The sequence below is a fragment of the Ureibacillus terrenus genome, from assembly GCF_006569205.1.
Lineage (GTDB): Bacteria > Bacillota > Bacilli > Bacillales_A > Planococcaceae > Ureibacillus > Ureibacillus terrenus.
On record NZ_VIGD01000012.1, the window covers coordinates 81487 to 108202 of the forward strand.

Below are 26716 nucleotides of genomic sequence, written 5' to 3' on the forward strand. Positions count from 1 at the left end.
GAATTCGTTTTTCCAAAGGTCAAGCGGCTTTTGGAGAAACGAATTCTTTTTATAATATCGGGGACAGCAGCCGGGAAATGGATTCTTTAAATTTGATGATAAAGGAACGGTTTTCATATTGTTCCAAAGTCAATTCCCGGGAATCTAAAATATCTTTTTCAAAGATTTCCGCCAGTTCATGGGAAATTTGACGGTCGTATATAAATGCATTCACTTCGAAGTTCAGTTTGAAGCTTCGGACATCCACATTCGCGGTTCCTACAGATGCGGCTTCATCGTCAATGACGATGGTTTTGGCATGAATAAAGCCTTTATCGTAAATATAGACTTTTGCTCCCGCTTTCAATAATTCGCCGATATAAGAATAGGTCGCCCAATAAACGAACATATGGTCAGGTTTGTTCGGGATCATGATGCGTACATCAATTCCGGAAAGGCTGGCCACTTCAATGGCATTCAGGAAGCCGTTATCCGGGATAAAGTAGGGAGTTTGAATATAAATATATTTCTTTGCATCCATTAATAATTTTAAATAGGCGTTCTTAATAGCAGGCCAGTCGGTATCCGGTCCGCTTGAAATAATTTGCATGGCCACATCCCCTTTTTTCGGAATGGCGGGAAAATAGCGGTCGGAATAGGCAATTTTATTTTCGCTTGCCTGGTTCCAATCCAGGATAAAACGCGTCTGGAGTGGGTGAACGGAACTGCCTTCAATCCGCAGATGAGTATCTCTCCAATAACCAAATTTATTATTTAATCCAATATATTCATCTCCGACATTAAATCCGCCTATATAACCAATTCTGCCGTCAATCACGACGATTTTCCGATGGTTTCTGAAATTGAGGCGGGGATTAATGAGAGGGAATATCGAAGGAAAAAAGATTTCAACTTCTCCGCCTAATTCAATCAGCTCTTTAAAATGTCTCTTTTTTATTCCCCTGGAGCCCATTTCATCATACAATATTCTGACTTTGACGCCTTGTTTTGCTTTTTTCTTTAACGCTTCATAAATTCTTTGGCCCAAGTTATCGAGTTTAAAAATGTAATATTGGATGTGTATATGATCTTTTGCATTTAATATATCATTGATTAAAGCCTGGAATTTTTCGACTCCATCATCATAGATGAGCACATGATTGTCTTGGGTAAGGACGGCATCCCCCGTATTCAGATTCATTTGAATGAGATTTTTGTAATTTTTCACGTAGTCTTCGTTAAATTGAAAAGTATCTTTTTCAAGGGCTTCGATTTGGTAGCTGATTAATTTGTCAATGCCTATGTCCTTTTTGCCTTCCCAGCGGAATAAATGTTTATTTCTCAATTGTCTGCCCAACAGCAAATATAAAATGAAGCCTACCAGTGGCAGGAAAAATAGCACAAGTATCCATGCCCATGTGGAGGAAGCGTCCCTTCTCTCCAAAAAGATGATGGTAATGGCAAGAATAACGTTTAACACAAACAAAATAGGGATGAAAGGAATTGAATTGATCAGAATGCTCATTCTACCCACCTGCTTCCCCCGAATGTTATACAATACATTATTATAACGCATTCTTCTTGAAATAGAAAATATTGGAACAACAAAAGGCAACCCAGCAACAGCAGGTTGCCCATCATTCAATATTGTTCTGCTTGCAAATAAATATCCGAGAAATCACCTTGGGCAAGTTTTTTGCTATTGATGAAAAATTTGATGATTCCCGAATCTCCCCACATGATATTCTGTTCATCATCCGAGACAATTTGCAATAGCAATGTATCGTACCGTTTTAAGAGTTTTGAATTGCTTCGCATGTCATGATGGATAAAATATGGATATCCCCCGATTTTATGTTCCGCCCCCAAAAAATGTTCAAAATAATGTTCTTCCAGAGTGCGTCCATCAGGAAGCTGTTTCGTCAAATCGAGGTGGCTGATATATTGTTTTAACCGATAATCCATTGCGGATACGGGTTCGATTTTATTCAAGAAGCGAAGAGCCATTTGATTTTTGATTGGAGAATAAGAAAAACTTTTTAAAAACGGAAAATCGGTAATGAGTTCTTCCTCTGGCAATATTTTTGGGAAATATCGGACTTTAAAATAATGCTGGAAAATTCCTTCGCTCATTTGATATGTGAGCAAAGATGGAGAAATAAAAAATTGCAAAATGCCGCTTGAAGGAAAAGGATAAAACGATTGGACTTGTTCAAAATTGATTTGGGCAAGAAAAATTAAATAGTTTCCATCGATGTCTTTCGGGTAGTTCATGATTTTTGGCAAATACGGATAACCTGAAAATTTGCTATCTGTCAGTTGCGTTCTTTGGATTTTAGGGATGATATTGATCGCTCTTAAAGTGGATGCCTCCAACCTAGTTCGAATTCCTTCAAATTGGGACGGCAAGGATAATGAATGTGAAAAGTCCAAATTTGATCCTCCAACACCTTTTTTATTTTTATAACCGTTTATAGTAAATGTATGCATCATTGCATACGTTTTTTAATATTTAAAAGGCGGCGCCTGAAAATTTTCAGGCGCTCTTTGTTGACAATTTGCGGAATAAGGAATGATGAATGAACGGAAAGGGAAACCGAAGAAATCTACTATTTCTCATAGCTCTTCATTATAGTCTGCGCGAAGAGAATTTCTGGAACGATTGAAGAAGAGAAGCAGCACGATGACAATCAGAGCGATAAATGTTGAAACGTAATATGTTAAATCAGTTCCGACTTTAAATAAGACAGTGAAAAACACTGGACCAATAATTCTCCCTAAATTATCCATCGAATAGGCAATTCCGGAAGCTAAACCGTATTTTCCTCCGGATTCCTTCGTAGTCAACGAAACAACACAAGTTCTGGCCAATGCATTTCCGGCAGTAAACACGCAAAGGGCAACGCCGGCCATTACCAAACCGGAAGTGATTGTAATTAAAAGAAGTCCGATAGCAGTAATGATTTGAGCTGCAATCAGCCACTTCGTTTCAGTACCATCTTTGATTTGGCGAATGACGCCTCCTTGTATGAACGCATCAACAAAACCGCTGAACATAAATAAAGATCCTAATTGGGCAGGCGTGATGTCAATACGGTCAATCTGGAACAGCTGGAATGTCGCCTCAACTCCAGCCAATATGAACGTGACAAAAAATGCGAAAATGAATAAATAACGGATGCGATATTGAAAAAGTGCGGAGGCGCCTTTCGGGATTATTTCCCGTTTGCTTGCTTCGCCTTTTCTATCCGGTTCTTTTAATGCAATCAGTGCAATGACAAAAAGAATGGCGATTAAAGCAGCCGAAATCGTAAAAGGAAGGTGCAGCCTGATTTCACCCAGCACACCGCCTACAGCAGGACCGAAAATGAACCCCAGACCGATGGACATTCCCATCAAGCCCATGTATTTGTTTCGATTTTCGTTTGTGGAAATGTCGCTGATGTAACCGGTAACGGATGTATATAAAGCTCCGGAAAACAAGCCGCCAACCAACCTTGAAAAATACAACATGTATAAGTTATCAATAAATAAGCTGAAAATAAGAAAACTCAAACTAAAACCAACGAGACCGACCAGTATCAATTGTTTTCGGCCGAATTTGTCCGAAATTTCTCCCCATAAAGGCGCAGTAAAAAAGCTCGCTAGTGCATAAATCGTCAGCAATCCTCCGACATGGACTTCATTCCATTGATTTTGCACAATTACTTCCGGCAAAACAGGAATGATGATGCCAAACCCTAAATAGACGAGAAATTGTATCGATAATAATAAAAACAAATTTTTCATAACTTTCCTGCCTTCTATCATTTTTTAATCAGTATGAACATAGTAAATTTTAACTTTACCTATTTTTGAAAACAAGTAAATTACCCTGCTGCATAGGTATAAAAATGTTTTGATCGTTGCGGACTTGTAATACAATTGAAAAATTTAGGATGAATCAATCATGCTACAATAATTTCAAGAAGAAGGTGCGTGAAACCCTTTTTACTATTTATACGTTGCAAATAATATAACGAATAAGGACAGGTGGTTGGTATGGCGAAGGAAGTGGATTTGAAAAAAATTGCCTCAAAATTATCGAAATTGGGGGTTACAGCCACAGTGACGAAATCCCGGCTGGAATTGTTAAAAGTATTAGCGCCGCCACGGACAACTTCCCAATATTAATTTGTAGCATTCGAATCCAAAAAAATTCCCGCTCAAGCGGGAATTTTTTTATAAATCGTCATCTCTTGCCGAGAACATATATTTTCTATAATGATATTTCATGCTAAATACAAGACCGATCGCCAAGGCGTTCCCCATGAGCGAACTTCCGCCATAGCTGATAAACGGCAAAGGAATCCCCGTAATTGGCAGCAATTGAATGGTCATTCCGATGTTTTCGAATACATGGAATGTAATCATGGCGATAATTCCGGCACATACATATGTACAGAATGGGTCTTTCAATGTAAGGGTGATTCTTGTTAGATGGTAAATCAACAAGAAATACAGGCAGATGACGAAACTTGCGCCGATAAATCCCCATTCTTCGCCGATTACAGAAAAAATGAAGTCTGTATGGTTTTCGGGAACATACACTTCCCGGTTCATGTAACCTTTTCCCAAAATTTCGCCCGAACCAATAGCGTTTAATGAAGTGATTAAATGGTATCCGTTTTGATCGGAATAAGAGTAAGGATCGAGCCATGAATAAATTCGTCCAAATTGATATGATTTTACACCGAGATGTTTCTCCAGGAAATCTTGCATATATAATGCCATCCATATGATGGAACCTGCCAATACGACGCCGCCTGCAAAAATGGGGATAATAATTTTCCATGAAATTCCTGCCACCACAACTAATGCGGCTGTAATAGCAATAAATACCAACGACGAACCCAAATCCGGCTGCTGCATAATTAAGGCGAGCGGAACAAGCAAAGTCAGACCGATTTTTCCGAGTAATATCAGGTCGGTTTTAATGGTTTTGACTGTATATTTTTCATGGTGGGTACTAATCAGTTTTGCGGCGGCAAGAATGTAAAAGGTCTTCATAAATTCGGAAGGCTGGATGCTTCCGAACGGAAGGTTATACCAGCTTTTTGCGCCGTTTTTCGGCTCACCGATTTGTCCTGGTCCTTCAGGCATAAAAATGAGCAAAACGAGCAGGAAAATTCCAAAACCGTATAGATACCAGGACAATTTTTTGTATTGCTCCGGTTCAAAGTACATGACAACCGCTATGATAGCGGCTCCAATGATGTACCATTGCAATTGTTTGAGGACGAAATTTACATTGCCATACTGCCCCGATGTTTGGGCGGAGGAAATAGCAACCAAGCTTATGATTAAAAACAGTACAAGTATAGTAGCAAGTTTCCAATCGAATCTTTCTGCAAAGTTTCTGTTATTTTCCATTTTGTCCACCTATGTTCTATAATATTGCATTTTCAAAGCGTTCTTCTATCAATATACTGTATCATATTTTATTAGCGATTAAAAAATATCCTTCATAGATTTATCACATGATTAAGACGAAGGCAATGTGAAATTGTTTCAAAAAAAACTAATTACATCATATAATAAATTTAACTGTTGCGGTATTGGAGAGTGATTGGATGGCGAAAAAACATAAAACAGCGGATGATTATTTATATCATTTATTTATACATATGAACGCTGTAAATCAATTTGTAATTTTTAGCGGTTTGACTTTGAAACAATTTTTTGGGGCGGTTGAATCAATAAAAAATATTTTGTTGCTGAATCAAAGTTACGAAGACGGTTTATTTAATATGCATACTCAATTGGATTATATTCCAGGTGACGAAATCAAAAACTTTGTAAAAAAGATGGAAGATTCCAATCGGGATTTATGCTGGGTGGATTTTTCCGACGAAAAGCAAGTCAATCAACTTACACCGATGGAACAAGCGGAATTGTTGTATCTAGGACATAAAAAAGAACCGGTAACTTCCCCCTTTTTCCCGAAATTGAAAAACCGCTACGTGTATTGTTCATCCGCTAATGAACAGACGACAAAAGTATATTTCCGCTTTTTGGAAGATTTTGAGATGCTTGTTTCGACCCTCATCAATAATATTATAAAAGAAAACGGCGGCAACGGGGGGTTCTGGAGAAGAAAGTCAAAAGAGAGAATTCCAAAAATTGAGGCTGCCGATTTAAAAGCATACCGCCATTATTTTAAAGAAGGAGCGCTTGTGTCTATCTATAAAGCGGAAAAACCGAAGAATCATTTTGGGGTTGAAATTCGAACACTCTCCGATTATGATTACCCTGATGAAGTATGGAACGATTTAATAATGATATTAAAGCAGGATTATGATGAATTGATTAAACTGCAGTAAACTTCCCTGTCCAAGGGCCGATGACAGGGGGTTTTTCTTTTTTGCTATTCATGAAGTCATTCTTTTCATGATAAACTAGTATTACTTATAACTTGGAGGTCGAACAATGAAAAAACGGATTGGATTGTTATATGGGGGGAAATCCGCGGAGCACGAAGTATCTTTGATCACTGCTACTGCGGTAACAAAAGCCATTGATTATAAGAAATATGATGTAATTCCGATTTATATCACCCTTGACGGTGAATGGTGCCGGGGTCCTCAGTTGACAAAACCTGCGGAATCCGTCGAAGAATTAAAATTTACAAAAAAGGAAAGCAAACCGAATTACATTCTCGAATTCATTTTAGATGAAAATCAGAATCAGGCAAAATTCGATGTCATTTTTCCATTATTGCACGGTACTTATGGGGAAGACGGTACAGTTCAGGGTCTTCTTGAACTGCTGAATTTGCCCTATGTCGGAAACGGCGTGCTATCATCCGCTTGCGGAATGGATAAAGTCATCATGAAGCAATTGTTCAGTGTCGCGGGATTGAATCAAGTACCATTTGTTTATTTTATTCGTTATGAATGGGATCGAAATAAAGAAGCTTTACTATCAAAATGTGAGAATGAATTGGCCTATCCGATGTTTGTCAAACCGGCCAATTTGGGTTCAAGCGTCGGCATCAATAAGGCATCCAACAGAGAGGAGCTGGAGAAAGCCATCAACATCGCCTTCAAATATGACCGGAAAATCATTGTGGAACAGGGAATTGAAGCGCGGGAAATCGAAATGGCTGTTCTCGGCAACAATGAACCGAAAGTGTCCGTTCCGGGAGAAATCAAACCGACAACGGAGTTTTATGATTACGAATCAAAATATAAGGACAATTCTACCCAACTCATTATTCCTGCCGAAATCTCTCCTGAAGTGGAAGAAAAAATGAAAGATATGGCCATCCGTGCCTTTAAGATATTGGATTGCGCAGGTTTGGTAAGAGCTGATTTCTTTGTGCGCGGGGATGAAGTGTTGATCAATGAAGTGAACACAATGCCAGGTTTTACTCCTTTTAGCATGTATCCGCTTCTTTGGCAAAACAGCGGCTTAAGTTATTCCGAATTGATTGATAGGCTCATTGAATTGGCGATTGAACGCCATGAAGAAAAACAACAACTCCAATTCAACAGGGAATAAGTGGGATGAAAAAATGAGAAAGAAAATTAAAGATATAGCACAATGGTTGAATATCGACATTGAAGAACTTGAAGGATATGGAGAGAATCTTGTAACCGGTGTTTCCATCGATACAAGAACGCTCAAAGAAGGGGATTTATTTATCCCGTTCCGCGGAGAAAAAACGAACGGACACAAGTTTGTCCAACAGGCCTTTGAAAAAGGGGCCAGTTGTTCCCTTTGGCTAAAAGATGAGCCAAATCCTCCCAAAAATGTGCCGCTTCTTTTCGTGGAAGATTCCGAGACGGCTTTGCAACAAATGGCCCGTATGTATCGGGAAGAATTGAAGGCGACATTTATTGGAATCACAGGTTCAAATGGGAAGACTTCTTCAAAAGATATTTTAGCAAGCTTGCTTTCCCCTTATTACAAAGTGCAAAAAACGATTGGAAACTTCAATAACGAATTGGGATTGCCGTTGACAATCCTTTCTCTTGATGAAGATACGGAGATGGCCGTATTGGAAATGGGGATGAGCGGGTTTGGAGAAATCGAATTTTTGTCAACCCTCGCGAAACCGCATTATGCAATCATTACAAACATCGGAGAAGCCCACATGCAGGAACTTGGTTCCCGCGAAGGGATTGCAAAAGCCAAATTTGAAATCATAAAAGGCCTCGATCCGGAGGGCGTCCTTTTTTATGACGGGGATGAACCGTTGTTGAGGGCATTGGTTGAAAAAACTCCAAAACTGAAATCCAAAGCGTTCGGTTTTCAATCAGGCAATGACTTGAGAATTTGTGAAATCGAAACGACGGAAAAGGGCAGCCGTTTTATGGTAGAAGGGGATTTGAACGGGGAATTTTTCATCCCGATCCTGGGTAAACATCAAGTCAAAAATGCATCCGGCGCCATGCTGGTTGCAAAATCCATCGGCTTGTCCGATGAGCAGATTCGAAAAGGTTTGGAACAAGTATCGCTGACAAACATGCGAATGCAACTTGTGCCATTGGGAGACATCTTGTTTATCAACGATGCTTATAACGCTGCTCCGACATCCATGAAAGCGGCGATTGAATTTCTTCAATCAACGTCCATGAGAAATGATAAGTGGCTCGTTTTGGGGGATATGCTGGAACTGGGCGAAAAAGAGCGGCAGTTCCATGAGGAATTGGCGGATTATATTGATGGGGAGAAGATTTCCAGGGTATGTTTATTTGGTCCCCGGATGGAATGGCTGTACCACCGGTTGTCTCCAAGATTTTCCGGAAGACTTTTATACACGAAAGATGATTATGGGAAAATCGTTGATTATATTAAACAATATGCAACAAAAGATACTTTAATCTTGCTCAAAGGGTCCCGGGGCATGAAATTGGAAACGATCATCAACGATTTACAATAAAAGTTTCTTGAAAAAAGTGAAATTCATGGAGACTCTTTGGATTCGAAATGAATTTCACTTTTTTATTTTGATGGGAGTGTTTTGGATGTCGATCGGAGTTTTAATGTTGCACGGATTTTCCGGAGGGCCAAATGAAATAAAACCTTTGGCGGATTACATACAAAAACATACCGATTGGTTTGTGGAGACACCTACATTATGCGGCCACGGGGATCAACTTTCATTAAATGGTTTTACCGCGGAACATTGGCTGATTGATGCCGAATTGGCATACAAACGATTGGCACAGAAAGCGGAACAAATTTTTGTTGTCGGTTTTTCCATGGGGGGAGTCATCGCTTTATATTTGGCGAAACGGTACCCGGTAAAAAAATTGGTGCTCCTGAGTGCGGCAGTAAAATATATTGCTCCTAAGCAATTGCTAAAAGATTTGAGGAAAATTGCAAAAGAAGCCGTTGGTGGACAATTGAAGAACAATGAATTTTTTCGGATGTATGAGTACAAACTGAGAAATGTACCCGTGAGTGCCGCAATACAATTTATGAGGATTGTCCGGCAGGTGGAGCCGTATATTGAATCGATTGATATCCCGACTTTTATTGTGCAGGGAAAATGCGATGGGGTCGTCCCGTATTCAACGGCACAATATTTATATGATAAACTTCCTGCAACGGAGAAATATCTTTATTATTCATCTTGCGGAAAACATCATATTTGTTTCAGCGAAGATTGCGAATCATGGTTTGCGGATGTGCTCCGTTTTCTACAATCATAATTAAAGCATTATCATTGCATCTTTTTCTGATGCCATGATAGACTAAGGAAAGCAATGGATACATTTTATGCAAAGACTCTTTCAAAAGGGGAAGAGTGCTTTTTTTTGAATGAATCGGTTTTATTCTAAGAAACCCGTAGAATGGAACCGCTCGGCAAAGACCGGGCTTTCTTTTTCATATATTCGAAAATTGGGGAATGGATTGCCGCAGTGCTTAAAGATCAAGCTCGACATTTGCCGACATTTCATCTGAAAATGTAACCATTTGTCAACTTAATATTTAAAAAGGAGTTTGAAGAGTTTGACAAATTTTTCAGAATTTAATATTAGCGAATCTACATTGCGTTCATTAAAGCGTATGGGATTTGAAGAAGCGACGCCAATCCAGGAAGGAACAATCAAATATGCTTTAGAAGGACGCGATATAATCGGACAAGCACAAACAGGTACGGGTAAAACAGCGGCGTTTGGCATCCCAATCATCGAAAAAATTGATACAAAAAAACCTGAAATTCAAGCATTGATCATTGCCCCGACGAGGGAGCTTGCCATTCAAGTTTCGGAAGAACTTTATAAAATCGGTTATGATAAGCGGGTAAGAATTCTATCGGTCTACGGTGGACAGGATATCGGACGGCAAATCCGCGCTTTAAAAAATAAACCGCAAATTATCGTAGGAACGCCTGGGCGAATTATTGACCATATCAACCGTGGCACATTGAATCTGGAAAAGGTTCAAACTCTTGTATTGGATGAAGCGGACGAAATGTTGAACATGGGCTTCATTGACGACATTAACGCGATTTTGGAAAATGTGCCTAAGAATCGCCAAATGTTGCTGTTTTCGGCCACAATGCCACCGGCGATCCGAAAAATCGCAACGAAATTTATGGAGAATCCTAAAGAAGTAAAAATAAAATCGAAGGAAATGACGGTTGAAAATATAGAACAATATTTCATTAAATCACAGGAACGGGAAAAATTTGATATTTTGACCCGGCTGCTCGATGTCCATCAGCCTGAACTTGCAATCGTCTTTGGACGCACAAAGCGTCGTGTGGATGAATTGGCCCAAGCATTGACGATCCGCGGGTATCTGGCGGAAGGAATCCATGGGGACTTAAGCCAATCAAAACGCCTGTCTGTGTTGCGGCAATTTAAAGAAAATAAAATCGATATCCTGGTAGCGACGGATGTCGCAGCGAGGGGATTGGATATTTCGGGAGTTTCCCATGTCTATAATTTCGATATCCCTCAAGACCCCGAAAGTTATGTTCACCGTATCGGACGAACTGGCCGTGCAGGGAATTCGGGGGTTGCGGTAACGTTTGTAACTCCCCGGGAAATGGGATATTTGCGTACAGTGGAAGAAACCACGAAAAAACGCATTACCCCGCTTCGCCCCCCAACGAAAGGCGAGGCTTTGGCCGGCCAGCAGAGATTGGCTATCGAAAAACTTATTGAAATTGTCCAGGCAAATGATTTAAAAGAATATCGAATATTTGCCGATGAACTGTTGGAAGATTTTGATGCGGTGGATCTTGTGGCGGCGGCCATTAAATCCATGACAAAAGAGCCTGACAATACCCCTGTAAAAATCACGGAAGAACCTCCGTTGCCGGCGAGGAGGGAGCGTTCAGGCGGACGCATTGGCCGAAGAGAAAACAGGGGCCGCAGGGAAAAAATTGGAGGAGGAAAAGCGAGATAAAAAGAAAAAGCAGAAAGGTGTCACCTTTCTGCTTTTTTCTTTCTCTATGCTTTTTGCATAGATTCTGCATATTGTTTTCGCAATTGAACTTTTTGGATTTTGCCGGAAGCCGTTTTTGGCAATTCATCCACGAAAGATGCGCTTTTAATGGCTTTGAAATGGGCCAATTTGGAACGGGTGAAATCGATCAGCTCCTGTTCCGTGACGCTATGTCCTTCTTTTAATACGACAATTGCATGAGGCGTTTCTCCCCATTTTTCATGCGGAACAGCGATGACAGCCGCTTCTTTTACGGCAGGATGTTCATATAATACTCCTTCCACTTCGATGGAAGAAATGTTTTCTCCGCCGCTGATGATAATATCTTTTTTGCGGTCCGTGATATCAATATATCCTTTTTCATCGATTGTTCCGATGTCGCCGGTATGCAGCCAACCATTTACAATTGTTTCCATTGTAGCATTTTCGTTTTTCCAGTAGCCCTTCATCACGCCATTGCCGCGAACGATGATTTCACCCATTGTTTTACCATCATGAGGAACTTCTTCTCCATTTTCGTCCACAACCTTTACTTCCGTACCGATAAATGGTGTTCCGGCTTTTGCTTTTAACCGGAATTTTTCTTCTTCCGGCAAGTCCAGGTATGGAGAAAGAATCCGCGAGCCTAAAGAAAGCGGCGAAGATTCAGTCATGCCATAAACTTGTATGAACTCCCATCCCAAATCTTTTTCAACACGCTTAACAAATGCAGGAGGCGGCGCTGAACCGGCGATAACTACTCTTACATTTTTAGGAATTTCCGGTTTATGTTCATCATAATATTGCAATAATGTATTTAACACTGTCGGAGCCATGTGAATAACCGTTACATTATATTTTTTGATGGCATCAAAAATTTGATCTGCCGCCACTTTTCTTAAAGTGACATGGGTTGCTCCGTTGGCAGTGTAATAAAATGGTGATCCCCATCCATTTACATGGAACATCGGCAATACGTGCAGGTACACGTCCTGGTCCGTTACCCGCAAGAAATGCATGGAGCTTAAAGCATGCAAATAATTGTTTCGGTGCGTGAGAAGAACACCTTTCGGATTGCCTGTTGTTCCGCTTGTGTATAGTAAACTGCATTCATCATTTTCATCCAATTCTACACGGTCAAATTCGGAACCGTCGAAGGAAGCAAGCCACTCGTCATAATCTATTTCATTTGTTTCATCATTTTTGTAGTGAACAATAATTGTTTCCACGGTATTCAATTTTGATTTGATCGGCTCAATTAGATGATAAAGATCCTGGTCGACGAATAACACTTTTGATTCGCTATGGTTTAAAATAAACAGGTAATCTTCAGGCTTTAATCGGATATTTAAAGGAACCATGATTGCACCAACCTGATAGATGCCATAAAAGCCTTCCAGCATTTCAATCGTATTTGGTGCAAGATAAGCCACTTTATCATATTTTTGGACGCCTAAAGATTGCAGGCCTCTTGATAACTGATTTACCCTTTGGTTGAATTGGCGGTAAGTGAATCGCCGATCTCCTTCATAACCAATGATGGCTTCTTTGTCTCCGTATAGTGTTACGGCCCGATCTAAGAATTGGGTCAAGACTAAAGGTACGTTCATTCTACATACACTCCTTATAAATGACTTTGTTTTTAACGTGAACATTTTTGCAATCTCGTAGCAGCCCCAATCTTTTATATGAATTTCATATCATAATTATGATAGATTTTCAAAGAGAATTTAGAATTTTGAAACAAATTGATAGGATAGTCCGTACAAAGATATGTAGAAAAGAAAAGAGGTGGGAAAATGAGAGGAGAACTCGAGTACAAAATTCCTCGGAAAGGTTTAACGGTTTGGCGATTATATGGTCTTATTTATACTTTTTTCTTGTCCGTCATTGCGGGAACAATCAGTTTTCTTACATATCAATTTGACTGGTCTGCCGCTATTTATTTCATTTCTGCAAGTGTTGTCCTGATTGCCGCTATAGCGTTAATCTGGCTGTTTCCAAAGATCCGATGGGATCATTGGCGTTATGAGGTAAGGGAACAGGAAATCGAAATTCAAAGCGGCCTGTTTGTCGTGAAGAGAACTTTGATTCCGATGGTTCGGGTTCAGCACGTGGATACGATGCAGGGACCTATCCTGAAAAAATATGATCTGGCCAACATCGCGATTTCTACTGCAGCGACAACGCATGTGATTCCGATGTTGATAACGGAAGAAGCGGATCATTTGAGGGAAAGAATTTCCGAGTTGGCGAGGGTGGCTGAAGATGATGTATGAAAAATATAGACTCCATCCCATATCTGCATTTATTAATTTTTTAAAAGCGTTGAAAGAGCTTCTTTTTCCATTGATTATTTTGGTGATTGTCAACGGTTTTAATTTTAAAGCAGATGGTAAAGAGATATGGGAATATATCCCTTTGTTTATTTTTTTATTGGTTGTTATTTTTTATTTAATTTCCGGAATCGTTAAATGGTTTACTTTTGTCTATTGGTTTGAAGACAATGAACTGAGAGTCGAATATGGATTGTTCGTCAAAAAGAAGCGCTATATCCCTTTTGACCGCATTCAAAGTTTCAACTATAAAGAATCGATCTTTCACCGCATTTTTGGTCTTGTGGAAGTGACAGTGGAAACGGCAGGAAGTACGAATGGGAGGCCGGAAGCGGAGTTTACAGCGATTACAAGAGAAGCGGCCGCAAGGATAGAAAGGGAAACGAAAAAACTAAATATTGGGCAGGATAAGGACGGTGAAATAAATGTTGAAATTGGCGGTGCAAAAGTTTCGGACCAATTGCAGGAAGAAGCTCATGTGATACACAAAATGTCCGCAAAAGATTTGCTGTTGCTTGCTACCACTTCGAACAGCGTCGGGGTGGTGATTGCAGGTGTCGCAGCTCTTTTTTCCCAAATTGCCGAGTATATACCGACTGATTGGATTGTTGAAGAAATCGCTGCAATGATTCAATTTGGATTTATTTTTATAATGGTCATCATTTTTCTTGCATTTTTATTTGCCTGGATTTTGTCGGTAATGATTACGTTTATTAATTACTATGATTTTACGGTGGTGCAGGAAAACGACCGGATTATTATAACACGTGGCTTGTTGGAAAGAAAAAGAATCATTATCCCGAACAACCGGGTGCAGGGGATAAAAATCATCGAAAATCCTTTAAGACAATTCTTCCGTTATGCAACGGTGGTTGTGGAAAGCGCCAGCTGGGGATTTGGACAGGGGGATACAAAAATTATGCTGTTTCCGCTTATTTCAAAGAAAGAAATGTCGGAACCCCTGCAATATTTATTCCCTCAATTTACATTCGACTTGGAAGGAGAATTTGTCCGTCCTCCTAAAAAATCACGGCCGCACTTTTATAGAGTGTATATTTTAAGTTTGATCCCAATCATCGGATTAAGTTCTTATTTCTTTTACCCTGCCGGTTTATTGTCCATCTTTCTTGCATTGTTCGTTCTCATAATGGGATTATGGCAATACAAAACAAACGGCTATCTCATTTCGGGAAATCAATTGACGTTAAGGTACCGTGTGATCAGCCGGGTGACGTTCATCGCCGAAAAGAAACGGATTCAAGTTATTCAAAAGAGACAAAATTTTTTTCAAAAAAGGAAGAAAATCGCGACTGTACAAGCGACGGTTATGTCCGGCCTTGCCGGAGCAACGGCGCGGGTACCCCATCTGGACGAATCGGATGCAGATGCAATTTTATCGTGGTTTGAAAGAACGAGAGGAATAAATAAAGAGAGTGCATAAGCACTCTCTATAATCATGAATTTTTTATTGCACAATTAGTGTTATTTCCTGCGCCAACGTAATATATTTTTTGGTGAGAAGTAGGCAAGTCCGAACAAAAATCCGGTAATTAATCCACCAATGTGAGCGGAAATATTGATACCCGGCTGCAAAAAGGTCATGATTAATCCGATGACAATGATTGGCATAATGATTTGATTCAATTGCGGTATTGTGTTTTTTGTATAGTAGGCAAGGGCCGCATACGCTCCAAAAATTCCATAAATCGAACCGCTGGCTCCTACACTGGCATAATCCGGGGATTCAATAATAAATGTTGCAACATTGCCGAAAATCCCTGAAAACAAATAAATCGTAATAAACCTCAGTTTTCCTGCGATTCTTTCCAGTTCCGGCCCGAACAAAAATAAGGAAAACATGTTAAATAAAATGTGGAAAAAATCTCCGTGTAAAAAAGTGGAAGTTATGACCCGCCACCACTCACCTTCAGCAATCAGCCAATTAACGCTCATTCCTAAATATAAAACCATATTGCCAATAAAAGGAAGCGATGTGATTATGTATGCAATAATATTTAGTGCGATCAGCGTTGAAACAACAGGATAAAATTTTATATACTGCCTGAAATTTTCTGTACGGATAAACATAGACGTCACCTCAATTTATAAAATTATTATACCTTGTTTTTACAGATTAATAAAAGGGGAACTATGACATATGATTAAAGGAATAGGATTGGACATAGTAGAGATTGAACGAATCAGGAAATTGATCCATCAATCTGAAAAATTCCATAAACGCATTTTGTCGGAACGGGAGCAAAAAATTTTTCATCAACTTTCGGATAAAAGAAAATGTGAATTTTTGGCGGGGAGATTTGCGGCAAAAGAAGCATTTTCCAAAGCAAATGGCACTGGGATAAGGGAGGGATGTGAATTTCATCAAATTGAAATTTTAAACGATGAACTGGGCAAACCGGTACTTTATTTTCATGGTCAAGCCGTGAACGGTTTTGTCAGCATCACTCATTCGAGAGATTATGCTGCGGCACAGGTGCTCCTTATGATGGATTCTTGACTTTTATGAAAGTTGGCTATTGTCCAAAAGTGATAGCATAAACAACTACCTTCCTTCATATATTTGTCCTATCGAGTTAGAGTAGAAAGGATGGAGTTTTGAGACGCAAAGTAATCATATTTTTCGTTTTGTTGTTAAGTGTCATGGTGCTTGGTGCTTGCGGTAAAGATTCCAAGGAAGAAGTTTTGGAGAAGCTGCACGAAAAATGGGCTAAAGGAAAAGGTTATGAACTGGAAGCGACAATGGAAATTAAAACGGGAGACGAGCCAAGGATTTATGATGTCAATGTATGGCATACACAACCGGATTTCTACCGGGTTCAAGTGTCTCAACAAGATGAAGACGTAACGCAAATGATCATCCGCAATAAAGAAGGGGTTTTTGTTGTTACGCCATCACTCAAGAAAACGTACAAATTCCAAAGCGAGTGGCCAAAACAAAACAGCCAGCCTTATTTAATCGGCGCTTTGGCTGAAGACTTGTTGGCCGATAAAAATGTCCAAATGGAAGAAACGGATAATCATTACATCTTTACTGCGGCAACAAGAAACAATCATAAGAGCATCATGCCTACACAAAAAGTGACAGTGGATAAGAAAACGTTGCTGCCTAAATCGGTTTCCATTTTAAATGAAGCGGACGAAGAACAAATGCTGATTACATTCAAAAAGATCGACTTAGGAGTTCAACATAAAGAAAAAGAATATGCGGTTGAACAATTTACAAAGGATGAAAAACAAAATGTGGCAACTGAAGAAAAGCAAAGTACTAACTTCCAGACATATTATCCGGTATTGGCTTGGGGCAACACGACTTTAGCGGATGAAAAGCGAATCAAAACGGAAGACGGAACAGAACGGGTGATTTTAACATTTGAAGGTGACAAATCATTTACATTGGTACAAGAACCGGTGGAAGTTGGCGAATCCGCAACGATTCCGGTATTCCAGCCGGGAGAACTTTTAGATTTGGGATTCACGATTGGAGCCATTACAGATCATTCGTTAAGTTTTGAGAAAGATGGCATTTCATTCTTTATTGCTTCCAATGATTTAACAAAAGAAGAAATGATTGAAGTTGCTTCGTCCATTTCCGAAGGCAGTCTTAAGTAATTTCGTTGCTTTGTTGGACGGAGAGTTTTACAATACAAAAAGAATCACTTAGATAAAAGGTTTAATAAAGAAAAAAGAGGGAAAAATAACAGATGCGTACCAATAAGCACTTCCGTCCAACAAAAGCTATTATTGATTTGGATGCTATCAAATACAATGTTCTTCAACTAAAAAAACATATTCAGCCCAATGTTCAAATTATAGCCGTTGTCAAGGCGAATGCTTATGGGCATGGAGATGTGGAGGTGGCGAAAGCGGCTCTTGAAGCCGGTGCGAGCATGCTTGCAGTAGCTACTCCGGAAGAAGCGCTTCATGTTCGTAAGCATTTACCTGATCCTGATATATTGGTGTTGGGATATTCGCCAACCTCTTTTGCAGAATATGCTGCAAATGAAAATATTACATTAACGGTTGATTCTCCAAACTGGGTTAATGAAGCGAAAAACAGTTGCAAAAAAACGTTGAAGTTACATATAAAAGTGGATACAGGAATGCATCGTATTGGTGTTGCAACAGAAGAAGAATTGCGCTCGTTGTATGAAGCGATACAATCGTCCGGACAATTTGTTGTTGATGGGATTTTTACACATTTTGCAACAGCAGACGAAGAAGACGAATCGTATTTCCAAAAACAAGTCAATCGGTTCGAACAATTTTTGAAAATACTGCCAAAAAAACCTCGTATCGTACATGCAGCTAATACGGCAACCGCTCTGATCAAAGACGCCCGTTTACAATATGATGCGGTGCGTTATGGTATTTCAATGTACGGACTTGCACCTTCCGAATATGTCAAATCAAAGTTGCCATATCCACTTAAACCAGCCTTTTCACTAGAAACGGAATTAGTAGCCGTAAGGCAAATCGGACCAGGCGAGTCTGTCGGCTACGGCGCTTCATATACTGTTGATCGCCCGACTTTTATTGGTACAATACCCATTGGTTATGCTGACGGATTGATTCGCAAGTATAGCGGACAGGATGTTTTAATCGATGGGAAAAGAGTTCCCATTGTCGGAAGAATTTGCATGGATCAATGTATGATTGCCCTACCTGCTGCATATAATATTGGTGAAAAGGTTGTTTTAATAGGCAAACAAAAAAATGAAGAAATAACAATTGATGAGTGGGCTGCCAAAGCTGGTACAATCAATTATGAAGTTCCTTGCATCATCACTTCCAGAGTACCCAGAATTTACTGCAAAAAAGGATAATTTTCGACAAAAACCTCAACAAAAACCACAAAAATATTGTAAAATTACAGAAATTGTAACATCTTGTCTTTTCATCTCAAATTAACGATGTTAGAATGAGAGAGAGTGATGAGATTAGGTTGGTTTTTGTGGAGGTGCTTATTGTGTATGCGAAAAAAGTGAATGATGCAAAGGAAATGGCAGCTCTCCCTAACGAGATGATGAAATTCTGCGGTTTGGAAAATGAAAACAATGAAATTATTGTCTATGTTTCTAAACGCAGAGTGGTTGCCTGTAAACCAAATCAAATACGGGAAGCTTTAGTCAAAGGGTATGTAGAAATGGGCCAGATTAATTTGGCTATTGCTAGGGAATTTCTACATGCCGAGTATGAAGCAGAACATACAGTGGAGCGTCTCGTAAGCGGGGGATGAAATTATTGATAGTAAAACGTGGGGACGTTTTCTTTGCAGACTTGTCACCTGTTGTCGGTTCTGAACAGGGTGGAACAAGACCTGTACTGATTATCCAAAATGATATTGGTAATCGATTTAGTCCTACTGTCATTATTGCAGCTATTACTGCGCAAATTCAAAAAGCAAAATTACCAACCCATGTCGAAATCGATGCAAAAAAATACGGTTTCGAAAGGGATTCGGTAATTTTGCTTGAGCAATTGCGCACCATCGATAAGTCCAGATTGACGGATCGAATCACGCATCTGGACGATGAACTGATGGAAAAAGTGGATATCGCTTTAGAAATCAGTTTAGGGTTGATCAAGTTTTGATACATATTTGCTGTTGCTGATAAAGCGGAAGCTTTATCAGCCTTTTTTTTTGAAAAAAAGAGGAAAATGGTCCGCCGGTTAGAAATTATATTCGTTAGTATTTTATAAGCAATTTTTTGGAAAATACTAGACGCATCCAATTTTCTATATATTTATGTAATTGATGGAAAGTTATTCAATAAGTTATATTAAATACACGGGCATATTTTCTATTATTCTTTTAGCTGCCATAAACAGATTGTAGAATGGCGACCTGATGGTTAGGGAAAAACAATGGGGGTGTTAAACATGAGAAATCACCCGACAGTAAAAATTGTTACAGAACTGGATATTGTGGCTGCACGTCGACTAAGCCGGAATATGGCAAAAGAAATCGGATTTGGAGTAGTGGATCAGGCCAGAATTGCTACAGCGACGAGTGAGTTAGCAAAAAATATATATTTATATGCCACCACGGGAGAAATTGTAGTAGAAAAAATAGAAAAAAACGGGCAAAAAGGGATTGCCATTACTGCAATAGATAATGGCCCCGGCATTGCAAATCCCCATAAAATCTTGGAAGACGGTTATACGAAATCCACCAGCCAAGGAGCGGGTCTTCCAGGCGTAAAGCGATTAATGGATTCCATACAAATCAATTCAGAATTGGGAAAAGGAACTGTGGTAAGAATCGAAAAATGGTTGAAATAGGGGGAGTGTATTCTGCTTGAAGGAGTTAAAAGTTCAATATGAAAAAGTGTTATCGGATTATTTATTAAATCAGAACGAAAGCAATTTATATATAGGTCAGAATCTTGTCCGGCAATTAATGAAAAATAATATTTCACCCGAAGATTTGGTCAGCATCCATAAACAGTCGATGGAGAATATTGTTCCAAATCTGCCTGAAGAAGTGTTGAATTCTTTTGATTTTTTAATCGAAGTGATGGTTCACTTTGGATTAAAGTTAAAAGAACATCAAAGTTTATTATTAAAGCAGGAAGAAATACGCATTGAAATGGAAATAGCAGCAAAAATCCAAAACTTGTTGCTCGAAACAAAAATCCCTAAACCAAACGGACTTGATATCGGAATGGTTTCTGTACCTGTCCGGAAAATGAATGGCGATTATGTTCATTTTATGCATGATGATGAGAAGTATTTTAGTGTCGCCATAACAGATGTTGTTGGGAAAGGCGTGCCCGCGGCGCTATGCATGTCGATGGTGAAATACGGGCTTGATACGTTGGAATATGCAAACAGCAATCCTTCCTATGTTCTTGAAGTGTTGAACCGGATCATCGAAAAAAGTGTAGACGATAGCATGTTTGTATCCATGTTTTATGGACGTTATGATTTGGAAAATGATATCTTTACATTCGGTTCTGCAGGACATGAACCGGCACTCTATTATAATTCGAAAGAGCAAACATTCACCGATTTGGATTCAAAAGGACTGTTATTAGGTGTATTGCCGGAAATCAAATATTCGCAGACGGACATCCATCTTTCGGAAAACGATTTTATCATCATGGTTACGGATGGAGTAACGGAATTTAGAAATATGAAAAATTTTGATTCCCGCACTTATATTAAAGAACTGGCAAAATCGCTGAGACATTTAAGTGCGCAAGAAATGTACGACAAAATATTTGAAAATTTGAACAAATTGAATAATTTCCGATTGACGGACGACTTTACAATAGTCATTATTAAAAAATATTAAAAAGTAATATGTTATTAGGTTTAACCCTTAAAATTTTAGGGAAAGGTAATATAGTCAATTTGGAGGTGTGCTAGATGAACGTCAATGTACAATTTCGCGCAGAAGAAAATTGTATATATGGAATAATCGAAGGGGAAATTGATACATTTACGGCTCCCGTATTAAGGGAAGAGCTTGATGTAATTAATTTAAAAGAAGGCATGAACATTGAATTGGATTTATCGAAAGTGACGTATATGGACAGTACGGGACTGGGAGTATTTGTTGCGTTTTACAAAAAAGTGATCAAAGAAAATGCGAAGTTAAAATTGGTGCGTTTATCTAAACGATTGGCGAGACTGTTTGAAATTACCGGACTGAGTGAATTAATGGATATTGAAACTGATAAAAAGGTGGAACCTGCAAATGAGTGCATTTGACTATGTAGAGATTCGTATTCCTGCTAAACCGCAATATGTTAGTGTCATACGTCTAACAATTTCCGGATTGGCTACTCGCATAGGTTTTTTATATGACGAAATAGAAGATATGAAAATTGCAGTAAGTGAAGCCGTCACGAACGTAGTACAGCATGCTTATGAAGGTATCGATGAAGGGGAAATTGTCATCGGATGCGCTTTATATAAAGAAAAAATGGAAATTATGGTATCTGATTATGGAAATGGATTTAATTTTGAAGAGATTAAATCAAAGATTGGTCCATATCGGGAAGATGAAAATATTTCAAGTTTACGGGAAGGCGGACTTGGATTTTACCTAATGGAAACTTTAATGGACGAGGTGAGAGTGAACAATGAAGGTGGAGTCACTGTTTTCATGACGAAATATGTCGCAAAAGAGCAGGTGAATGAAAATGTCCACAAGATCCCAATCACTTAGATCAGAAGATGAAGTTGTTGCCCGCATTATTGAATATCAAAAAACAGAAGATGAAGAACTGTTGACAAAGATAGTCCTTCATTATGAAAATTTGGTGGAATCCATTGCAAAAAAGTACTCCTATGGAAAATCCCTCTATGATGACGTTTTTCAAGTAGGGATGCTAGGTTTGCTCGGGGCTATCAAACGGTATGATCCTTCTATCGGAAAAAAGTTCGAAGCATTTGCGATTCCGACGATTGTCGGTGAAATCAAACGTTTTTTGAGGGATAAAACCTGGGATGTGCATGTTCCACGGCGCATAAAAGAATTAGGGCCTAAGATAAAGTCCGCAGTAGAATATTTAACGGTGAAATTGCAACATTCTCCATCCATACCTGAAATCGCCGAGTACTTGGGCGTTGAAGTGGAAGAAGTGTTGGAAGCGATGGAAATCGGAAAAAATTATCAGGCTTTGTCGATTGATCATTCCATTGAATCGGATCCGGATGGAAGCACTGTGACATTATTGGACATGATTGGACAAGAGGACGATCGATACGAGCTTACGAACAAAAGAATCGTCTTTTCTGAAGCAATCAATGTTTTATCCGAACGTGAAAAGCAAATCATTCAACTCACCTTTTTAGAACAGCTAAGCCAAAAAGAAGCCGGGGAAATGTTGGGAATTTCTCAAATGCATGTTTCACGCATTCAGAGAAAAGCGATTGAAAAGTTGAAAAGTGCTATTGCGGCAAATAGCAGTGTCTCGATTTGATAGACTTATAATATTGTGGACACAAGCCTGCTCGGTCTGATTGGGAGTAGGCTATTATTTTTTTGCCCTAATTTTTTTAGGGAAACATTCTTTAGTTAGTACATAAAAGTTGATAATGTTAAAATAACTTATTGAAATCCTCGATATGGCTCTCATTAAGAAAGGCAGTGGAAAAATGGAAGAAAAGCAATTGTTTCAACTGATTGCCAAGGATGAAAAGATAAAACCATCCCAAGTAGAAGCGGTCATAAAGTTATTGGAAGACGGAAACACGGTTCCGTTCATTGCTCGTTATCGAAAAGAAGCAACGGGTTCCCTTGATGAAGTTCAGATAAAATCGATCGAAGAACGTTATAAATACCTACAGCAGCTGGAACAAAGAAAGGAAGAAGTCATCCGCCTTATTGACGAACAAGGGAAATTGACGGAAGAATTGGCGGCTGAAATCCGGGCGGCGACGATTCTGCAACGGGTGGAAGACTTATATCGTCCATATAAGCAAAAACGGCGTACCAAAGCGACAATCGCGAAGGAGAAAGGGTTGGAACCGCTGGCGGATGAATTGATGAAATTTGGGATGGAACCGATAGAGAATTTGGCAAGACCGTTCATTCATGAAGAAAGAGAAGTATTCACAGTGGAAGATGCGGTAAATGGCGCCAAAGACATTTTGGCGGAACGGTTTTCCGACGACGCCAAAGTCCGTGATTTACTACGGAAGCTTTCATGGAGAGAAGGGGTCATTACTGCATCCGTAAAAGATGGGGATAAAGACGAAAAGAAAGTGTTTGAAATGTATTACGAATATGAAGAGCCTGTAAGAACGATCGTTCCACACAGGACGCTTGCCATCAATCGCGGCGAAAAGGAAGAAATTTTAAAAGTCTCCATTCAGGTTCCGTTGGACAAAGCGCTGCAAATCATGGAAAAAGAATGGCTTCCGGCTAAATCAAACTCCCCTTCCATTGTTCCGGTAAAAGAGGCGATCGAAGACAGTTATAAAAGACTAATTCAACCTTCCATCGAAAGAGAGATACGGAACGAACTGACGGAAAAAGCGGAAGAAAGGGCAATCCACATTTTTTCCGAAAACTTGAGGAGCCTGCTTTTGCAGCCACCCATGCGAGGCGTGATGGTTCTTGGCATCGATCCTGCATATCGGACAGGCTGCAAGTTGGCGGTTGTGGACGAAACAGGAAAATTGTTGGAGGTATCTGCAATTTATCCGCATCCTCCAATATCAAAGGTGGAAGAATCAAAGGCGATAGTAAAAGACCTTTTGAACCGGTATCCCATTGACATTATTGCGATCGGAAATGGCACGGCTTCAAGAGAAACCGAACAATTCATTGCCGAGCTGTTGAAAGAAGTAGAAAGAGACGTTTCATATGTCATCGTAAATGAAGCCGGGGCTTCCGTCTACTCTGCTTCGGAAATTGCGCGGGAAGAGTTTCCGGATTTGCAGGTGGAACAGCGAAGCGCAGTGTCGATTGCAAGACGCCTTCAAGATCCTTTGTCAGAACTTGTGAAGATTAATCCGAAAGCAGTTGGCGTTGGCCAATATCAACATGATGTATCACAAAAGAAATTGGAAGAATCGTTGACTTTTATTGTTGAAACCGCCGTAAACCAAGTGGGTGTCGACGTGAATACCGCTTCTAGTTCCCTGTTGCAATATGTTTCCGGCCTTTCCAAAACAGTGGCGGAGAATATCGTGAAAATGAGAAACGAAATCGGCAAGTTTACAAACCGTATCCAGTTGAAGAAAGTGCCGAGACTTGGCGCCAAAACCTATGAACAGGCAATCGGCTTTTTGCGTATACCGGATGCGGAAAATCCGTTCGATGCAACAGGTATTCATCCGGAAAGTTATGAAATAGCGGAGAAGATATTGGAATCATGCGGCTTATCAAAAAATGAAATCGGCACGGAAAAATGTGAGAAGGCTTTGAGTGAAGTGAATTTAACCCGGTTAAGCGGACAATTGGGAGTCGGGGAAATTACCGTCAAGGATATTGTTGATACTTTAATGAAGCCGATGCGGGATCCCCGGGACGAGTATCCTCAGCCGATATTGAAAAAAGATGTTTTAAAAATGGAGGATTTGAAAGCGGGGATGGAATTACAGGGAACCGTAAGAAATGTTGTTGACTTTGGCGCTTTTGTCGATATCGGCGTAAAACAGGACGGTCTGGTCCATATATCAAAGTTGAAAAAAGGAAGAGTTAAACATCCTCTTGATGTTGTTTCTTTGGGGGATATTGTGACAGTTTGGGTAGAGAAAGTAGAAATCGAAAAAGGACGAATAGCTTTGACAATGATTCCTCCGGAGAATAATCAGGGCGGTAATTAAGTTGGTCGTGTTCGTCTTGGAGAACATCCATATTTTTTCGGGTTCTTGTTCAATTTTAATGGGAGGTGTCCGGACAAGCAGACACCTCTCGTATTTAAAATCGATTCCATTAATGTATGGTGGGGAAAATGACGGATCAAAAACTGCAGCAGCTGGTGGAACAATTATCACTGGAATACTTTGGGCGACGCTTTTTGCATAAAGCCTATTTTAATCCCCGATTGAGAACGACGGGTGGCCGGTACTTGCTGCACAGCCACAATATCGAAATCAATCAGAAATCCTATGAACTCTTTGGCATGGAAGAATTGAAGGGCATTATACTTCATGAGCTTTGCCATTACCATCTTCATCTTCAGGGGAAGGGATACAAACACCGGGACAAAGATTTTCGGAATTTATTGGAGAAGGTCGGCGCCCCGAGATATTGTTCCAGAATTGAAGAAAATTATAGAAGAAATAAAACGGAATATTTGTACGAATGTATATCATGCAAACAGCGGTACATAAGAAAACGAAGAATGGATGTAACTAAATACCGCTGCGGCAAATGTTACGGCAAATTAAAAAAAGTGTATGAATTCAAGAAAAAATAGCTTTACTTTTTTTGTGCTTAGTGGTATATTAATTAGCGTCGTTATAATTGGTATGTTATAATGATGCTTGAATGATATTTCAGTTACAAAAAAATTATCCACCATACAAAAAAATATTGACTTTTATAAAAATCATAATTATAATTATAAAAGTCGGCAGGTAAAAAATAATGATTGTTCCGAAGTAGCTCAGTGGTAGAGCAATCGGCTGTTAACCGATCGGTCGTAGGTTCGAATCCTACCTTCGGAGCCATGGCCCCTTGGTCAAGTGGTTAAGACACCGCCCTTTCACGGCGGTAACACGGGTTCGAATCCCGTAGGGGTCATTTTTCCTTTTGTTTTTCGGTCTCGTGGTGTAGTGGTTAACATGCCTGCCTGTCACGCAGGAGATCGCCGGTTCGATCCCGGTCGGGACCGCCACTACCATTGTTGGGGTATAGCCAAGCGGTAAGGCAACGGATTTTGATTCCGTCATGCCCAGGTTCGAATCCTGGTACCCCAGCCAATTTTATATAATGAGCCATTAGCTCAGTGGTAGAGCATCTGACTTTTAATCAGAGGGTCGAAGGTTCGAGTCCTTCATGGCTCATTTTCTTTTCCTATTAAAAGTATTGACATTATTAAAAAGATATGTATAATTAATAAAGCCACCGATAGATGCGGTCGTGGCGGAATGGCAGACGCGCTAGGTTGAGGGCCTAGTGGGGGCAACCCCGTGGAGGTTCAAGTCCTCTCGGCCGCACCAAAAACAAATGCGCGTTAATATTAAATATGTATAATACTATGCGGGTGTAGTTTAATGGTAAAACCTCAGCCTTCCAAGCTGATGTCGTGGGTTCGATTCCCATCACCCGCTCCATTTTTGTCTTATGAACCTTGAAAACTGAACACCAAAACGTTGATGCCAGAAATAATTCCGGTTTGCCGCCCCGTCGGCGGACCGAATTCGGACAAACAATTTGAGCGAAATCAAATTCTTTTTGGAGAGTTTGATCCTGGCTCAGGACGAACGCTGGCGGCGTGCCTAATACATGCAAGTCGAGCGGACCTCATAGGAAGCTTGCTTTTTAT

The 26716-nt window shown here is 39.8% G+C and carries 26 protein-coding genes, 7 tRNA genes and 1 rRNA gene; 28 read left to right on the forward strand and 6 right to left on the reverse strand.

What is annotated here, in order from left to right:
• Window positions 1-49: 49 nt before the first annotated feature.
• The 3 genes from cls to FKZ59_RS10210 form a co-directional block, all read right to left on the reverse strand.
• Window positions 50-1504, reverse strand: coding sequence for a cardiolipin synthase (gene cls, locus FKZ59_RS10200; protein ID WP_141602656.1), 1455 nt, complete (start codon window positions 1502-1504; stop codon window positions 50-52).
• 116 nt (window positions 1505-1620) lie between these two features.
• Window positions 1621-2412 (reverse strand): YwqG family protein, encoded by a 792-nt coding sequence (locus FKZ59_RS10205; RefSeq protein ID WP_181733269.1) that lies wholly within the window; start codon window positions 2410-2412, stop codon window positions 1621-1623.
• Window positions 2413-2595: 183 nt separating this feature from the next.
• Entirely contained in the window at window positions 2596-3768 is a 1173-nt protein-coding gene (locus tag FKZ59_RS10210; protein ID WP_181733270.1) for an MFS transporter, read from the reverse strand.
• A 252-nt stretch (window positions 3769-4020) separates the two neighbouring features.
• On the opposite strand from FKZ59_RS10210, the gene FKZ59_RS15125 reads away from it, so the two are divergent.
• Complete coding sequence (locus tag FKZ59_RS15125) at window positions 4021-4152, forward strand: Lmo0850 family protein (RefSeq protein ID WP_281279223.1); 132 nt, start codon at window positions 4021-4023, stop codon at window positions 4150-4152.
• Between the two features lie 48 nt (window positions 4153-4200).
• Here the strand turns inward: FKZ59_RS15125 and FKZ59_RS10215 are convergent, their stop codons facing one another.
• On the reverse strand, window positions 4201-5391 hold the full coding sequence (locus FKZ59_RS10215) for an FtsW/RodA/SpoVE family cell cycle protein (RefSeq protein WP_141602659.1): 1191 nt from the start codon (window positions 5389-5391) through the stop codon (window positions 4201-4203).
• Between the two features lie 200 nt (window positions 5392-5591).
• Here FKZ59_RS10215 and FKZ59_RS10220 point away from each other — a divergent pair, with 200 nt between their 5' ends.
• The 5 genes from FKZ59_RS10220 to FKZ59_RS10240 all read left to right on the forward strand — a co-directional run bounded on the left by FKZ59_RS10220 (window position 5592) and on the right by FKZ59_RS10240 (window position 11388).
• Window positions 5592-6341, forward strand: a complete 750-nt coding sequence (locus FKZ59_RS10220; RefSeq protein ID WP_141602660.1) for a hypothetical protein — start codon at window positions 5592-5594, stop codon at window positions 6339-6341.
• A 106-nt stretch (window positions 6342-6447) separates the two neighbouring features.
• On the forward strand, window positions 6448-7521 hold the full coding sequence (locus tag FKZ59_RS10225; protein WP_141602661.1) for a D-alanine--D-alanine ligase: 1074 nt from the start codon (window positions 6448-6450) through the stop codon (window positions 7519-7521).
• A gap of 13 nt (window positions 7522-7534) precedes the next feature.
• On the forward strand, window positions 7535-8905 hold the full coding sequence (locus tag FKZ59_RS10230; protein ID WP_141602662.1) for a UDP-N-acetylmuramoyl-tripeptide--D-alanyl-D-alanine ligase: 1371 nt from the start codon (window positions 7535-7537) through the stop codon (window positions 8903-8905).
• 85 nt (window positions 8906-8990) lie between these two features.
• Complete coding sequence (locus tag FKZ59_RS10235; RefSeq protein ID WP_141602663.1) at window positions 8991-9680, forward strand: alpha/beta hydrolase; 690 nt, start codon at window positions 8991-8993, stop codon at window positions 9678-9680.
• Window positions 9681-9981: 301 nt separating this feature from the next.
• Entirely contained in the window at window positions 9982-11388 is a 1407-nt protein-coding gene (locus FKZ59_RS10240) for a DEAD/DEAH box helicase (RefSeq protein WP_141602664.1), read from the forward strand.
• Window positions 11389-11432: 44 nt separating this feature from the next.
• Here FKZ59_RS10240 and FKZ59_RS10245 read toward each other — a convergent pair whose 3' ends face one another.
• A complete protein-coding gene (locus FKZ59_RS10245; protein WP_141602665.1) occupies window positions 11433-13016 on the reverse strand; it encodes a long-chain-fatty-acid--CoA ligase in 1584 nt (527 codons plus the stop codon).
• Between the two features lie 189 nt (window positions 13017-13205).
• Between FKZ59_RS10245 and FKZ59_RS10250 the strand changes: the two genes are divergently transcribed.
• Window positions 13206-13685 (forward strand): PH domain-containing protein, encoded by a 480-nt coding sequence (locus FKZ59_RS10250; protein WP_141602666.1) that lies wholly within the window; start codon window positions 13206-13208, stop codon window positions 13683-13685.
• Complete coding sequence (locus tag FKZ59_RS10255; protein ID WP_141602667.1) at window positions 13675-15183, forward strand: PH domain-containing protein; 1509 nt, start codon at window positions 13675-13677, stop codon at window positions 15181-15183. Before FKZ59_RS10250 ends, FKZ59_RS10255 begins: the two co-directional genes overlap by 11 nt.
• Before the next feature lie 41 nt (window positions 15184-15224).
• Here the strand turns inward: FKZ59_RS10255 and FKZ59_RS10260 are convergent, their stop codons facing one another.
• Window positions 15225-15830, reverse strand: coding sequence for a rhomboid family intramembrane serine protease (locus FKZ59_RS10260; protein ID WP_141602668.1), 606 nt, complete (start codon window positions 15828-15830; stop codon window positions 15225-15227).
• A gap of 70 nt (window positions 15831-15900) precedes the next feature.
• Between FKZ59_RS10260 and acpS the strand changes: the two genes are divergently transcribed.
• From acpS to FKZ59_RS10360, 20 genes are all read left to right on the forward strand, one after another.
• Window positions 15901-16260 carry a holo-ACP synthase gene (acpS, locus tag FKZ59_RS10265; RefSeq protein ID WP_141602669.1) on the forward strand — a complete coding sequence of 120 codons (360 nt, stop codon included), beginning with the start codon at window positions 15901-15903 and terminating at the stop codon, window positions 16258-16260.
• A 98-nt stretch (window positions 16261-16358) separates the two neighbouring features.
• Window positions 16359-17372 (forward strand): LolA family protein, encoded by a 1014-nt coding sequence (locus FKZ59_RS10270; protein WP_141602670.1) that lies wholly within the window; start codon window positions 16359-16361, stop codon window positions 17370-17372.
• A 92-nt stretch (window positions 17373-17464) separates the two neighbouring features.
• Entirely contained in the window at window positions 17465-18586 is a 1122-nt protein-coding gene (gene alr, locus FKZ59_RS10275) for an alanine racemase (protein ID WP_141602671.1), read from the forward strand.
• A 176-nt stretch (window positions 18587-18762) separates the two neighbouring features.
• On the forward strand, window positions 18763-18999 hold the full coding sequence (locus FKZ59_RS10280; protein ID WP_408057490.1) for a hypothetical protein: 237 nt from the start codon (window positions 18763-18765) through the stop codon (window positions 18997-18999).
• Window positions 19000-19004: 5 nt separating this feature from the next.
• Window positions 19005-19355 (forward strand): type II toxin-antitoxin system PemK/MazF family toxin, encoded by a 351-nt coding sequence (locus FKZ59_RS10285; protein WP_096549791.1) that lies wholly within the window; start codon window positions 19005-19007, stop codon window positions 19353-19355.
• A gap of 288 nt (window positions 19356-19643) precedes the next feature.
• The gene (locus FKZ59_RS10290) at window positions 19644-20045 is read left to right on the forward strand and encodes an anti-sigma regulatory factor (RefSeq protein WP_141602673.1); all 402 of its coding nucleotides are present in this window, start codon (window positions 19644-19646) and stop codon (window positions 20043-20045) included.
• 16 nt (window positions 20046-20061) lie between these two features.
• A complete protein-coding gene (locus tag FKZ59_RS10295; protein WP_141602674.1) occupies window positions 20062-21060 on the forward strand; it encodes a PP2C family protein-serine/threonine phosphatase in 999 nt (332 codons plus the stop codon).
• A gap of 74 nt (window positions 21061-21134) precedes the next feature.
• Window positions 21135-21479, forward strand: coding sequence for an STAS domain-containing protein (locus tag FKZ59_RS10300; RefSeq protein ID WP_141602675.1), 345 nt, complete (start codon window positions 21135-21137; stop codon window positions 21477-21479).
• Window positions 21466-21939, forward strand: a complete 474-nt coding sequence (gene rsbW, locus FKZ59_RS10305; protein WP_141602676.1) for an anti-sigma B factor RsbW — start codon at window positions 21466-21468, stop codon at window positions 21937-21939. Before FKZ59_RS10300 ends, rsbW begins: the two co-directional genes overlap by 14 nt.
• Window positions 21914-22696, forward strand: coding sequence for an RNA polymerase sigma factor SigB (sigB, locus tag FKZ59_RS10310; protein WP_141602677.1), 783 nt, complete (start codon window positions 21914-21916; stop codon window positions 22694-22696). Before rsbW ends, sigB begins: the two co-directional genes overlap by 26 nt.
• Before the next feature lie 175 nt (window positions 22697-22871).
• Window positions 22872-25049, forward strand: coding sequence for a Tex family protein (locus FKZ59_RS10315; protein WP_141602678.1), 2178 nt, complete (start codon window positions 22872-22874; stop codon window positions 25047-25049).
• 128 nt (window positions 25050-25177) lie between these two features.
• Complete coding sequence (locus FKZ59_RS10320) at window positions 25178-25645, forward strand: SprT family protein (RefSeq protein ID WP_141602679.1); 468 nt, start codon at window positions 25178-25180, stop codon at window positions 25643-25645.
• Window positions 25646-25823: 178 nt separating this feature from the next.
• Window positions 25824-25898, forward strand: a tRNA-Asn gene (locus FKZ59_RS10325).
• A gap of 1 nt (window position 25899) precedes the next feature.
• A tRNA-Glu gene (locus FKZ59_RS10330) sits at window positions 25900-25971 on the forward strand.
• Window positions 25972-25989: 18 nt separating this feature from the next.
• Window positions 25990-26065 (forward strand) — tRNA-Asp (locus tag FKZ59_RS10335).
• A 10-nt stretch (window positions 26066-26075) separates the two neighbouring features.
• A tRNA-Gln gene (locus tag FKZ59_RS10340) sits at window positions 26076-26150 on the forward strand.
• A 12-nt stretch (window positions 26151-26162) separates the two neighbouring features.
• A tRNA-Lys gene (locus FKZ59_RS10345) sits at window positions 26163-26234 on the forward strand.
• A gap of 70 nt (window positions 26235-26304) precedes the next feature.
• Window positions 26305-26390, forward strand: a tRNA-Leu gene (locus FKZ59_RS10350).
• 40 nt (window positions 26391-26430) lie between these two features.
• A tRNA-Gly gene (locus tag FKZ59_RS10355) sits at window positions 26431-26504 on the forward strand.
• A gap of 118 nt (window positions 26505-26622) precedes the next feature.
• Window positions 26623-26716, forward strand: a 16S ribosomal RNA gene (locus tag FKZ59_RS10360); the annotation flags it as partial.

Excerpts from the sequence above, each read along its gene's own strand:
- acpS (WP_141602669.1), top strand. The coding sequence starts at position 15,901 with ATGATTAAAGGAATAGGATTGGACATAGTAGAGATTGAACGAATCAGG.
- FKZ59_RS10290 (WP_141602673.1), top strand. The coding sequence starts at position 19,644 with ATGAGAAATCACCCGACAGTAAAAATTGTTACAGAACTGGATATTGTG.
- cls (WP_141602656.1), bottom strand. The coding sequence starts at position 1,504 with ATGAGCATTCTGATCAATTCAATTCCTTTCATCCCTATTTTGTTTGTG.
- alr (WP_141602671.1), top strand. The coding sequence starts at position 17,465 with ATGCGTACCAATAAGCACTTCCGTCCAACAAAAGCTATTATTGATTTG.
- FKZ59_RS10255 (WP_141602667.1), top strand. The coding sequence starts at position 13,675 with ATGATGTATGAAAAATATAGACTCCATCCCATATCTGCATTTATTAAT.
- FKZ59_RS15125 (WP_281279223.1), top strand. The coding sequence starts at position 4,021 with ATGGCGAAGGAAGTGGATTTGAAAAAAATTGCCTCAAAATTATCGAAA.
- FKZ59_RS10315 (WP_141602678.1), top strand. The coding sequence starts at position 22,872 with ATGGAAGAAAAGCAATTGTTTCAACTGATTGCCAAGGATGAAAAGATA.
- FKZ59_RS10280 (WP_408057490.1), top strand. The coding sequence starts at position 18,763 with ATGGCAGCTCTCCCTAACGAGATGATGAAATTCTGCGGTTTGGAAAAT.
- FKZ59_RS10225 (WP_141602661.1), top strand. The coding sequence starts at position 6,448 with ATGAAAAAACGGATTGGATTGTTATATGGGGGGAAATCCGCGGAGCAC.
- FKZ59_RS10215 (WP_141602659.1), bottom strand. The coding sequence starts at position 5,391 with ATGGAAAATAACAGAAACTTTGCAGAAAGATTCGATTGGAAACTTGCT.
- FKZ59_RS10210 (WP_181733270.1), bottom strand. The coding sequence starts at position 3,768 with ATGAAAAATTTGTTTTTATTATTATCGATACAATTTCTCGTCTATTTA.
- FKZ59_RS10320 (WP_141602679.1), top strand. The coding sequence starts at position 25,178 with ATGACGGATCAAAAACTGCAGCAGCTGGTGGAACAATTATCACTGGAA.
- rsbW (WP_141602676.1), top strand. The coding sequence starts at position 21,466 with ATGAGTGCATTTGACTATGTAGAGATTCGTATTCCTGCTAAACCGCAA.
- FKZ59_RS10235 (WP_141602663.1), top strand. The coding sequence starts at position 8,991 with ATGTCGATCGGAGTTTTAATGTTGCACGGATTTTCCGGAGGGCCAAAT.
- sigB (WP_141602677.1), top strand. The coding sequence starts at position 21,914 with ATGTCCACAAGATCCCAATCACTTAGATCAGAAGATGAAGTTGTTGCC.
- FKZ59_RS10230 (WP_141602662.1), top strand. The coding sequence starts at position 7,535 with ATGAGAAAGAAAATTAAAGATATAGCACAATGGTTGAATATCGACATT.
- FKZ59_RS10300 (WP_141602675.1), top strand. The coding sequence starts at position 21,135 with ATGAACGTCAATGTACAATTTCGCGCAGAAGAAAATTGTATATATGGA.
- FKZ59_RS10260 (WP_141602668.1), bottom strand. The coding sequence starts at position 15,830 with ATGTTTATCCGTACAGAAAATTTCAGGCAGTATATAAAATTTTATCCT.
- FKZ59_RS10250 (WP_141602666.1), top strand. The coding sequence starts at position 13,206 with ATGAGAGGAGAACTCGAGTACAAAATTCCTCGGAAAGGTTTAACGGTT.
- FKZ59_RS10220 (WP_141602660.1), top strand. The coding sequence starts at position 5,592 with ATGGCGAAAAAACATAAAACAGCGGATGATTATTTATATCATTTATTT.
- FKZ59_RS10245 (WP_141602665.1), bottom strand. The coding sequence starts at position 13,016 with ATGAACGTACCTTTAGTCTTGACCCAATTCTTAGATCGGGCCGTAACA.